The sequence below is a fragment of the Brenneria sp. g21c3 genome (assembly GCF_040240345.1).
GTDB lineage: Bacteria > Pseudomonadota > Gammaproteobacteria > Enterobacterales > Enterobacteriaceae > Brenneria.
This window is the reverse complement of sequence record NZ_JBEIAB010000004.1, coordinates 345575-357046: the sequence shown is the minus strand read 5'-3', so window position 1 is coordinate 357046 and position 11472 is coordinate 345575. Positions and strand designations below refer to the sequence as shown.

At 60.2% G+C, this 11472-nt stretch carries 9 protein-coding genes; all 9 read right to left on the bottom strand.

Features of this window, described 5'->3' with window-relative positions; all coding sequences use genetic code 11:
- Window positions 1–72: 72 nt before the first annotated feature.
- The 9 genes from ABRZ28_RS08940 to ABRZ28_RS08900 all read right to left on the bottom strand — a co-directional run bounded on the left by ABRZ28_RS08940 (window position 73) and on the right by ABRZ28_RS08900 (window position 11461).
- Window positions 73–912: an ABC transporter permease gene (locus tag ABRZ28_RS08940; protein WP_330520069.1), complete on the bottom strand. Its 840-nt coding sequence runs from the start codon at window positions 910–912 to the stop codon at window positions 73–75.
- 1 nt (window position 913) lies between these two features.
- A complete protein-coding gene (locus ABRZ28_RS08935) occupies window positions 914–1891 on the bottom strand; it encodes an ABC transporter permease (protein ID WP_330520068.1) in 978 nt (325 codons plus the stop codon).
- A gap of 45 nt (window positions 1892–1936) precedes the next feature.
- Window positions 1937–3535 (bottom strand): ABC transporter substrate-binding protein, encoded by a 1599-nt coding sequence (locus tag ABRZ28_RS08930; protein ID WP_330520067.1) that lies wholly within the window; start codon window positions 3533–3535, stop codon window positions 1937–1939.
- Window positions 3536–3705: 170 nt separating this feature from the next.
- Window positions 3706–4623 carry a 4-hydroxy-tetrahydrodipicolinate synthase family protein gene (locus ABRZ28_RS08925; RefSeq protein WP_330520066.1) on the bottom strand — a complete coding sequence of 306 codons (918 nt, stop codon included), beginning with the start codon at window positions 4621–4623 and terminating at the stop codon, window positions 3706–3708.
- A gap of 27 nt (window positions 4624–4650) precedes the next feature.
- Entirely contained in the window at window positions 4651–5349 is a 699-nt protein-coding gene (locus ABRZ28_RS08920) for a TetR/AcrR family transcriptional regulator (protein ID WP_442878680.1), read from the bottom strand.
- Window positions 5350–5387: 38 nt separating this feature from the next.
- Window positions 5388–7091, bottom strand: coding sequence for a GMC family oxidoreductase (locus ABRZ28_RS08915; RefSeq protein ID WP_330520065.1), 1704 nt, complete (start codon window positions 7089–7091; stop codon window positions 5388–5390).
- A complete protein-coding gene (locus ABRZ28_RS08910) occupies window positions 7088–8563 on the bottom strand; it encodes an NAD-dependent succinate-semialdehyde dehydrogenase (RefSeq protein WP_330520064.1) in 1476 nt (491 codons plus the stop codon). Before ABRZ28_RS08910 ends, ABRZ28_RS08915 begins: the two co-directional genes overlap by 4 nt.
- Window positions 8564–9141: 578 nt before the next feature.
- Window positions 9142–9903 carry an SDR family oxidoreductase gene (locus ABRZ28_RS08905; RefSeq protein WP_330520063.1) on the bottom strand — a complete coding sequence of 254 codons (762 nt, stop codon included), beginning with the start codon at window positions 9901–9903 and terminating at the stop codon, window positions 9142–9144.
- A 1-nt stretch (window position 9904) separates the two neighbouring features.
- A complete protein-coding gene (locus tag ABRZ28_RS08900) occupies window positions 9905–11461 on the bottom strand; it encodes a class I adenylate-forming enzyme family protein (protein ID WP_319603037.1) in 1557 nt (518 codons plus the stop codon).
- Window positions 11462–11472: the final 11 nt, after the last annotated feature.

The window sequence follows — 11472 nt, the reverse complement described above, 5'->3', positions numbered from 1 at the left end:
GGGGGGAGCCGCGCGAATGACGGGATTGTGGGCCGCGGGGATGACTGAGGGGGGTGAGGATTGCGCCGTTTATCAGCGTCGGCGTATCAACCGGGGATTGCCGGCATCGTTGATGGCGTCGCCCAGCATATTCAGCGCCAACACCGTCAACAAGATGCAAATGCCCGGAATAATGGCGATATACCAATTGGTGCGAATCGAGGCCCGGCCGAGATTGACGATGGTTCCCCAGCTCATCACGTTGGGATCGCCCAGACCGAGAAACGCCAGCCCGGCCTCGGTGGTGATGGCGCTGGAAACCAGCACCGAAGACGCCACCACGATAGGAGACAAACTATTGGGCAGGATTTGGGTCAGCAGAATGCGGCAATCGGACATGCCCAACACGCGGCAGGCCTGCACAAATTCGGCGCTCTTCACCCGCATCACCTCGGCCCGCATCAGCCGGGCGACCATCGGCCATGAAACCAGCGCGATGGCAAAGATAATGGTGCCGATGGACGGCGTAAGCACGGCGACGATCACGATGGCGAACAGAAAGCTGGGAACGGTCTGGAAAGCGTCGGTGATGCGCATCAGCACGCTATCGACGGCCTTGCCGTAAAAACCGGCCAGCGTGCCGAAGGCGATCCCCACCACACAGGCGGCCAACGTAGAGGCCACGCCCACCCACAGCGAAATACGGGCGCCATACAGCAGGCTGGTCAAGATATTTCGTCCCAGCGTATCGGTGCCGAGCGGCTGACCGGGGTTCGTCATCGGCCACTGATAAGGTCTGGCCGCCATCGTCCACGGGCCGTTCGGATAAAAATAGTGAGCGGACAGCGCCATCAGCAGCACCATCAACAACAGCAACGCGCCGATAGCGCCGGAAGGCGACTTCAGCACGCGCAGCAGATAGGCGTTTCGCATATCAAGACATCTCCACTCGAGGATCGATGCGGGTATACACAATATCAATCAGCAGATTGACCACCACCACCACGCAGGAAGTGACGATAAGAATACCGAGGATCACGGCGTAATTGCGCTGGAAGACCGCGTTATAGGCCAATTGGCCGATGCCCGGCAGGCCGTAAATCGTCTCCGCCAGCACCGCGCCGCCGAATAACTCGGCTATCTGGAGTCCGGCCATGGTGACCACGGGCAGCAACGCGTTGCGCAACGCATGTCCCAGGATCACATGCGAGGTTTTCAGACCTTTGGCATAGGCGGTACGGATATAGTCCTCGTCCATGACTTGCAACATGGCGGCGCGGGAGAGCCGCGTATAGATGGCGATGTAATACAGCGACAGCGAAAGTACCGGCAACACCAGATGGCGCGCCACGTCCGCCGCATGACCGAGCAGCGACGTTTCCAGCCCCGGCGTGCCGAGCCCGGATAAGGGAAGCCATTGCAGCTTGACGCAAAAGATGATGATCAACCCGATCGCCGACAGAAATATCGGCGTGGCATAGAAAAACAGCGCCATCACGGAAATCAGCACATCCACCGGCCGGTGGGCGAAACGCGCGGCCAGCACGCCGTTCAGCGTGCCGATAAACAGCGCGACCACCACCGAGCACAGCACCAGCAGCGCCGTCGTCGGCAGCGCATGCAGGATTATCGGCAAGACGGGCGAAGCATCTTGCAGCGAATACCCCAGATCGCCGCGCAAGATATTGCCGACATAGGCGTAAAGCTGAATCAGCACCGGCTGATCCAGGCCCAGCCGCTGCCGCAGCGCATCCATCAGTTGCCGGTCGCCGCTCTGCCCCACCATCACGTCCACCACATCGCCGGGGATGGCGTGCAGCAGAATAAAATTGCCGACGATGACGATCAGCAGGACGCATACCGACTGTAGCATGCGTTTGACGATATAACGCCAGAATGTCCGATTCACCACAGTAGCCCCCCGTCTCTCATCTCATGTCTGCCCGACAAAGCGCGCTTACCTGCTCAACCAGACGCTGGCGAAATTGCTGCCGCCCGCGCCGTGCGCATTCACCGTATGGTTGTGTACCTTGTTGCTGGCGACGGTAACGTGTTCGACGGAGATCAGCGGCAACACCGGCAGCTCGGTCATCGCCAGGCGTTGAAACGCAAGGTAGTGCTGTTTACGTTTTGCCGGATCAATCTCGCTGGCGGCCGCCTCCAGAATGGCGTCCATCTGCGGATTGATATAGTGAGCGCCGTTGGAGAAGCCGACGCCGATCTTGAAGCTTTGCGACCAATAGCTGCGATGCGTACCCACCGTGGGATCGGATCCGCCGTCCATATCATTGATCGTCATCTGGAAATCCCGGTCGGTATAAACGCGCTTTACCCAGCCGGCAAAATCCTGCGTCCGCACCGTGACGTCAATCCCGACCTGTTTTAGCGCCTCGCGGGCATAGGCCGCGATCTGGTTCTGAAAATCGCCGTAGGGCAGCGGATCGATCGTCAGCTTGAAACGCACGCCGCCGGCTCCCGGTTTATAGCCCGCCTCATCCAGCAATTTCTTCGCTTTCTCAATATCGTAGGGATATTGCGGCACGCCGTCGGTGCTGTGAAGCTCGGTCAGACTGGTGTGGATCGGCGTATCGGCCGGTTGGCCGTAACCAAAAAAGATATTATCGCGGATCCAGTTGCGATCGATGGCATGGGCGATGGCCTGACGCACCTTCTGATTGCTCAACACCGGATCGTCCAGATTGAACTCGGCCAGTTCCACTTCGTTCTTGGTCTCATAGCCTTTGGTGGTAATGGTGAAACGCCCCGACGCCTTGAGACGCGGCAGATCGGCCAGCGGAATCAGGCTCTGCTGCGCCAGTTGCGCGCTGCCGGACTCCAGCGCCGCGGCTACCGTGGCCGGATCGCTAATGAAGCGGAAAACCACCTTGTCGAGATAGGGCTTGCCCTGATCCCAGTAATCGGGATTACGCACCAGAACCAGATCCGCGCCCGGCGTAAAGGAGGAAAACTTGAACGGACCGGTGCCGACCGGCTTCAGGTTATACGGGTTGGTCAGGACATCCTTGCCCTCGTAGAGATGGGCGGGCAATACCTGCGCCTGATCGGCGCCCAGACTCTTCAGTATCCCCGGCGCCGGCTTGCTCAAAATGAATACCGCGGTATAAGGGTCCGGCGTCTGCACGTCGCTCAGTTGACCGAAAATGGTGCGCCCGCGCGGATTATGAACTTTCCAGACATTCAGCGCCGAATAGGCGACGTCTTTGGCGGTAAACGCCTGACCGTCGTGCCAATGCACGTCTTTGCGCAGATGAAAGGTGATTTTCAGACCGTCGGGACTGATTTCCCAGCGGGTCGCCAGTTTCGGCTGCGGGTTAAGATCAAAATCATAACTGACCAGCCCGTCGAATATTTTGGTGGAGGTGACGATACTGGCGCCGGCGGTGGTCGGCCCGGAGGTCAATATTTGCGGCGCCGGCGAAACGATCATATCAAGGGTGCCGCCTTTCACCGGTTCTTCCGCGAAGATAAAGGAGGAATAAGAACTTATTGTCAGTAGCAGAGACGCCGACAATGCGGTTATTTTATGTGGCAACATAATTCTGTCCTCTTTTCATAAATAGATGTATGCGTCATTATTTTATTCAGCGATAAATAAATATTATTTAAATTATTGCTAAACGCGCGCAGCAGAGCAGCCTGGCGTTATTATTTCCGCCAGCCATTTTTATTTATTATTCCTTTATTAGATTTGTATTTTTAATTCAATTAAAAAGACCAACCGTATTTTTCGGCCAACCCCAATTGCTTAACCACATCGACGCCGCGCTGCAACGCATCGCCCTGAAGATTGCTCAGCGGACGACGCAGACTGCCCGCCGGCAGACCGACCGCCTTCATCAGCGATTTCACCGCCACCGGATTAATGGCCGAATAGGTATAGTGCAGCAGCGGCAGCAGATGTTGATACGCCGCGCGAAAACGCGCCGCATCGCCCGGCTCGCGCCACGGGCGGGAGATCTCCGCCAGCTCGGCCGGCGCGATGTTGCCGGTCATATTCGCCGTGCCATGCCCGCCCAGCGACATCGTCGGCACCACCAGCCCCAGATTGGGCGAGTCGCAGCACATCACGGCGACATTGGGATTGCCCGCCAGAACCTGCGCCACCTGCCCCACCCGCGTTGTGGATTCCTTATGAATGACGTAGTTGGGATGCTGGAAAATACGCAACAGCGAATTCCAATGCAGATCGGTTTTCACCCGCGGCGGATTATTATAAATACCCAGGGGCAAATCCGTCGCATCCGCAATTTCCAGAAAATAGCGCTCAATATCATCTTCACTGGCGCAAATATAGGCCGGCGCGGCCAAAATCGCGCCATCGGCGCCCTGATCACGGGCATAACGCACATAATCGATACTGGTATCGGTGTTATTTCCCGTGCAACCATAAAATATTTTCATGTCGCCGGTTTTAAACGACGCGGTGCGCCGGATAATTTCTTTTCTCTCTTCGGGAGACAACATGGAAACCTCTCCCGTCGATCCCATAATCAATACCGCCGACGTGCCGTTACCGGCCTGAAAATGCAGTAAGGTGCGAAACGCTTCATAGTCCACCGTCCCATCTGCATTAAAAGGGGTAATAATCGCCACAAAAGACCCGGTAATTAAGTCGTTGCTCATCGCTGCCTCCCATAGAAAGAAAATGCGTTATTTGCCGTCGTTGCCGGCGCCTAATCCCAGCGGCGGCGCGTTAAAGCCGGCCTCCACGAAGCGCAGCAAATTAGCCAGCACCTCATCGTCGTCGTCGCTGTTGCACAATCCGCGGGACAGAATAGCCAGTCGTCCGGACTGCGGATCGGAGTCCGCAAGCACATGCATGGCCGCGCCGCGCGCGAATTCATAGCGCCAGATGATTTCTGCCCGCGTCAGCTGCGGCGCCGCGCGCTCAAACGCCGCGAAAAAACGCTCCGCGACGTGATCAAACTTGTCCGATACCAGCGCGGTGACCGACTCCCTGGGCGCGGCGCGCAGATGCTGGAGCAGTCGAACCGCGATGCGTCCGCCGTCCGGCGCGCGCGCCGTTTGCACCAGCGGCCGCAGCAAGGCGTCCAGCACCGCCGCCGCCGGCGGCGCCTCGTGGCGGTATTTCTCCTCCACCGTATCCAGCAGGCGCAGACGCATGGCGTTCAGCGGATCCAGCACCGTGTTCAAGACCGCCTTCAACAGGCCGTCTTTCGAGCCAAAGTAATAGTTCACCGCGGCGATGTTGACGCGCGTCGCTTCGGTAATTTCACGGATCGTGGTCAATTCTCCGCCCTTGCTGGCAAAAATATTGATCGCCTCGTTCAGGATCCTTTGCCGGATATCCGGCTCCCTGGTTGCCGTTTCTGATCTGCTCTCTGCCACGATGTCATTCTCCTTCAGGGGTAAATAGCCCTATCTTCCTACGCCGTCGCCGCCTCGCGCAACGCGGCATCCGCAATTTTTTCCGCCACCATCATGGTCGGCAACGCCGTATTGGCTCGCGGCAACGTCGGCATGACCGACGCATCGGCCAGCCTTAGCCCCTGTACGCCGTATACCCGACCGCCGGGGTCGCATACCGCCAGCGGATCGTCCGCCGCGCCCATGCGCGCGCCGCACGACACATGCCACACGCCATGCGTTTTCTCGCGCACGAACGCTTCCAGCAGGCCGTCGTCATTCAGCAAGCTGTCCAGCGGACGGCCCTCCGCCATCGCATGGCGGGTCAACAGGCGGCGTAATGGCGCGGAATGATCGAGCGCGAAGGCCAATAGGGTGGTCAACAGCTTATTGCGGAAATTGATTTGCCCCAGATCGCGGATACGTTCGCTGTAACTGGTCGGGAACAGGTCGCTGACGCAACCCTGTAAATCGGGATGCTGGAATAACCGGGCGATCAGCCGGAACCCCGTTTTCAGACGTTCGATATCCCGCCGATCGTCCAGCAGATTGAGCTCTACCCGCGGCTCCTCATAGGGATCCGCGGACGTCACGGTGATGCGCCCGCGGGAATACACCTTGTTGATCCAGGTCATCAGCGCGCCGATACGTTTGCCGACCGGATGCCAGCCCGCCTTCATCATCGCCACCATATACATATCGCTGGCCGGCATCTGTTCCAGCCCGGAGGAGTAGCGCAGCGCGACATGAATGTGCCGACGCAGGCTGGCGGGCAGCATCTTGTCCGGCGGCAGAATGCCGCTGATGGAGATGGTGGGATGCTCCTGTACGTTGGCGCCCACGCCCTGCGCGTCAACCACCAGCGGAATACCCGCCGCCTCCAGTACCTGCCGCGGTCCGATACCCGACTTCAGCAGCAGCGCCGGCGTATAGATGCCGCCGCAAGACACCACCACTTCCCGTCCGCGCACGCTGCTCTCCTGCCCGTCAGGCTGACGCAGCCGGACGCCGACCACGCGCGTGCCTTCCAGGATCAACGTCAGCGCCTGAGTATGGGAAAGAATATGCAGATTCGGGCGCGAACGCGCGGCATTGTCCAGATAGCCGATAGCGGTGGAAACGCGGCGATTGTAAAGGTTGGAAATGGCGACCGGGAAATAGCCGTCGCCGAATTCCGCGTTCTGGTCTTGCAGCCGCGCGTAGCCCGCCGCGCCGAACGCCGCGGCGGCGGCTTTCGAGAACGCCGGCCAGACATCGGGATAGATGCGCCGGATAGGGATGGGGCCCCGATCGCCGTGCAGCGGCCCTTTGAAATCCATATCCCGCTCCAGCCGCTTGTAATAAGGCAGCACGGCGTCCCAGTCCCAACCTTCGGCGCCCGCGTCCACCCACTCCTGATAGTCTTCGGGCGTTCCGCGATTGGCCTGCATATCGTTCAGGCTGGAGTTGCCGCCCATCAGCCGTCCCTGCTCATAGCGGACGGGCGGTTGGTCGCCGCGTATCGCGGCGGGATGCAAATGCACCCGCAGCTTGCCCCACAGGTTGCGCTCGTTGAAATAGGCGATCCGCGGATAACTGTCGAGGATCGCCTCCTCAACCCGATCCGGCGGCGTATCGCGCCCGCCCTCGATCAGCAGCACCTGATGACGCCCGTCTTCGGACAGCCGCGCGGCCATAATGCAGCCGGCAGTACCGCCGCCGACCACAATGTAGTCATAAATCATGATTCCACCCTTATGCTTTTGTACTGCAACCAGCCGTTCAATCCGGCCTCCCCGCCTTCATACCCCCATCCGCTCTGCTTCACGCCGCCAAAGGGCGTAAACGGCGAGCTGGCGGTAAAACCGTTCACGCCGACAATGCCCGCCTCCAGTTGACGGCTTAACCGACTGCGCACGGTTTCATCGCCGGCCAGCACATACGCCGCCAGTCCGAGCGGCAGGCGGTTGGCCTGCTGCACGGCGTCGTCGAGACTGTCGACGCTATTGATGAGGGCGACCGGGCCAAAGGGTTCTTCCTGCATGATGCGCGCGGTCGACGGCACGTCGGCCAGCACGGTCGGCGCAAAAAAGTAGCCGACGCGATCGCGGCGTTCGCCGCCGGTCAGCAGCCGCGCGCCCTGAGCGACCGCATTCTCCACCAACGCCTGTAACGCAGCGAGGCGTCCGGCATGCGTCAGCGGGCCGACCTGAACCTGCGGATCGTCGCCGTCGCCGACAATCAGCGCGTTGGTATGACGCACGAATGCCTCGCTGAACGCGGAGGCGATGCGGCGATGTACATAAAAGCGCGTCGGCGAGGTGCAAACCTGTCCGGCATTACGGAACTTGGCCGCCACCGCCTGTCGGGCCGCGAGTTCGATATCGATATCGTCCCAGACGATCACCGGCGCATGGCCGCCCAGTTCCAGCGTGGAAGGCAACAGATGTTTCGCCGCCAGTTCGGCCAGTTGACGGCCCACGGCGACCGATCCGGTAAAGGAGAATTTCCTGATTACCGGCGAAGACAACAGGCGGCGGCTGATCGCCGCCGGATCGCCGTAGAGGATGCTCAGCGCGCCCGACGGCAATCCCGCCGCGATCAATATCCGCGCCAGTTCAAGCGGCGCGGTCGGCACGCGCTCGTCCGGTTTCAATACCACCGTGCAACCGGCTGCCAGCGCCGGCGCGAGTTTGCGGGCGGCCAGCAAGAGCGGAAAATTCCACGGGGTGACGATCGCCACCGGCCCGAACGGCTGCTGAACCACCTGCCAGCGGCTTTCTCCTTGCGCGTCGGGATAGATCTGTTCCCGCGCACGGCGCGCCAGTTCAGCATAATAATCAAACACCTCGGCGCTGGCGTTCACCTCCGCCCGCGCCTCGCCGCCGGTTTTCCCCTGTTCCCGCGTCAACGACGCGGCAATGGCCTCAAGGTTGTCGCGCAGGCGACCGGCCGTTTCGGACAGGACGGCGCTACGCGTCTCCGGCGACGCCTGCGACCAGGAATGAAACGCCGCGACCGCCAAAGCCCGATCGACGATCGCGTCGTCTGCCGGCGCCAGTTGCGCCACAACCTGTTCGGTCGCCGGATTGAGCACCGGCAGCAAGGGCGTCGCATCCCGACTCTGCGCCCATGCGCCATCAATCAGGCTGGCGATAAGCGGCGTTTCCCCCTGCGATGATAAAGAAACCGTTTTACATTGCCCTGTCACCGTCATGGCGATTATTCCCGTTAGTCAATTTGCAACCCGCGTCAATCAACGCGGCTGAAAATTTTTATTTATGACGCTAGCGATGACACATCATAAAGAGATTAAAACGGTTATTTGAAATGCTTTTTTTAACTTTCCATAGCTGAATTCCGTGACTATGAAAACCGGCGCTTTAGCCGCAGGAAAATATAAGTATTCTTTGTCGATGCGCAGTGAGGGGGATATAAAATGAATGCGGGATGTTTAAGCTAGCACAAATCTGGCTGGAGCCACGTTGAACGCGGTTTACCGCGGCTCGGAAGGGTGAAAGCGTCATGCGGCCAACATCGCTGCTATTTGCAAGATGAAGAATATCCTTTGGCTTAAATAATTCGCCGCCGCGCGTCATTCGTCGGGAAATAGATTAACCGACGTAATGTTTTATCATGCCGGAAATAAAACGCTGACCGGATATCGGGGATTGATCATTTTTTATTCCTTCCTGATTTTATATAAAAATCAAATTTAAGAGATTCCGGCCGATAAACTCAGACCCGCGCCATGGTTAACAACCGGCGCTCAGCGGCAAACGCGGCATCTTCCGGTTACAACCGCTGACCGCCGCTGGCATCGATACGCTGACCGGTGACCCAGCCGCCCGCCTCGCTGGCCAGAAAGGCCACCACGGCGGCGATATCCTCCGGTTGCCCGACTCGTCCCAGCGCCACGCCGCGCGCGATCTGCGCGGCGGATTGCGGGTCGCTGGCGCGGGGGTTCATTTCGGTGGCCGTCGCCCCCGGCAATACCGCGTTCACCGTTATTCCCCGTTTCCCCAGCTCGCCGGCCAGCAGTACGCTCAGCGTTTCCAGCGCCGCTTTGGCCGGCGCATAGGCCGCCATATCCGCAAACGCGGCGCGGGTTCCCATCGAAGAGATATTGATGATTCGTCCGCCGTCGCGCAGCAGGGGGATCGCCTGCTGGGTCAGGAAAAAAGGCGAGATGAAATTAACCTGCAACAGGGCGGAAAGCTGCGCCGGGGTAATTTCAGCGATCGTCGCGCGCCCGCCCTGACCGGCGTTGTTGACTAAAATATCAAACCGCGCTTCGCCATAGCGTTGAATAAGCTCGGTCTGTAATTGTCTGATGAGCGAAAACGCGCCGTCCGCCTCATCCAGCGCGGCGGAAATGGCGAATGCCCGGCCGCCGCCCTGCTCGATTTGCGCCACCAGTTGCGCCGCTTCCCGCCGCCCGCGGCGAAAATGCGCCGCCACCGTCACCCCTTGCGCGGCCAGCGCCAGCGCGATGGCCCGGCCGATTCCGCGGCTGGCGCCGGTCACCAGCGCGATTCTGGGCTTGAGGGTCGTCATTTCACACCGCCTGCCGCGTCGCGGCCCAGCCGTTGCGCGCTTCCAATTCGCGCGCCAGTTGCAGCAAGGCATGGCGATCCACCTTGTTGGTTCCCGCCCAGGGAAGTTCATCGACAAAGGCGATGCGCCGCGGATGCTGGTAGGCCGGCCCATGACGCAACGCATGCTGCCTGAGCGCCTCGGATGAGAGAGTATGCTCCGGATGCAGCACCACAAACGCGACCGGCATCTGGCCGCGCTCATCATCCGGCAGCGGCACCACGGCGGCCTGACGCACCAGCGGATGCGATTCGAGCGTTTTCTCCACCTCCACCGGGAAAATATTTTCGCCCGAGCAGACGAACATATCGTCCGCGCGGCCGGTGAAATAATAGAATCCCTGTTCATCGCGATGCATTACGTCGCCGCTGTAATACCAGCCGTCATGCAACACCTGCGCGCTTTTTTCCGGCAGCCGGTGATAGCCCGGCGTGACCGCCGGATTGCGCATACACAGCACGCCGTCGTTTTCCGTGGGTCCATCCACCAGCTTCACCTCGCCGGCGGACAGCGGATAGCCCAACGCCAGCGGCGGCGTGGGAATGCCTGCCGGATGGGGGCCGAACACCGCCGGCCCCGCCTCCGTCGTGCCGTAACCGTGGGTGATGGCCGCATTGGGAAACGCGGCCTGAATGCGCTCCAGCAACGAAAGCGACATCGGCGCGGATCCCAGCATCAGTTTGCTCAGCGCGGAAAAATCATGTCCCGCCAGCAACCGACCGTCGCCCACCAGACGGGCGAACATGGTGGGTACCGCCGTGACGATATTAATCCGGTAACGCGAAAGCGCATCCACATAGCGTTTCACGTCGAACGACGGCAACACCACCAGCAGGCCATTCACCGCGAAGACCCGCTTGGCCAGGAACAGGCCGTTCATATGAAACAAAGGCTGCGCCAGCAGGTAGCGGGACTGCGGGCCGTCCGGCTCGACGCCGCCGCTGCGGGTGACGCGCAGCGCCCAAAGCTGTCCCTCATGGGTCAGCGGCACGCCTTTCGGACGGCCGGTGGAGCCGGAGGTGTACAGCATCATCGCCAGCTCGCCGGGCGCCGGCGTCACGCTGTCAAACGCCTGCGGGACGATCCGCCGCCCGAACCCTTGCGCCGACGGATCGTCGAAGTTAACCAGCGCCAGCGGCGCGGGCAAATCGGCATGGCGCAAAATGGCGTGACGGGCATCGTCGACAAACACCAGCCGCACCTGCGCATCCGCCAGCAGATAGCTCAGCGTGTCCGTCGGCACTTTGATATTCAGCGGCACCGCCACCAGACCGGCGCGCATAATGCCGAAATACGCCGCCAGATATTCGGCCCGGTTCAGCGAGGCGATGCCCACCGCGCTGCCGCGCGGCAAACCGAGATCGGTGAGAAAACGCGCCACGCCGCCCGCCAGCAAATCGATTTGCCGATGGCTCCAGGTGCGCGGCGCGGCCTCGTCACGTAAATCGATGATGGCGTCACGTTGCAAATCGCTTTGACGATCGATAAGGTCGCCAAGATTTTTAATATCGGAAGTCATGATAATTCCTT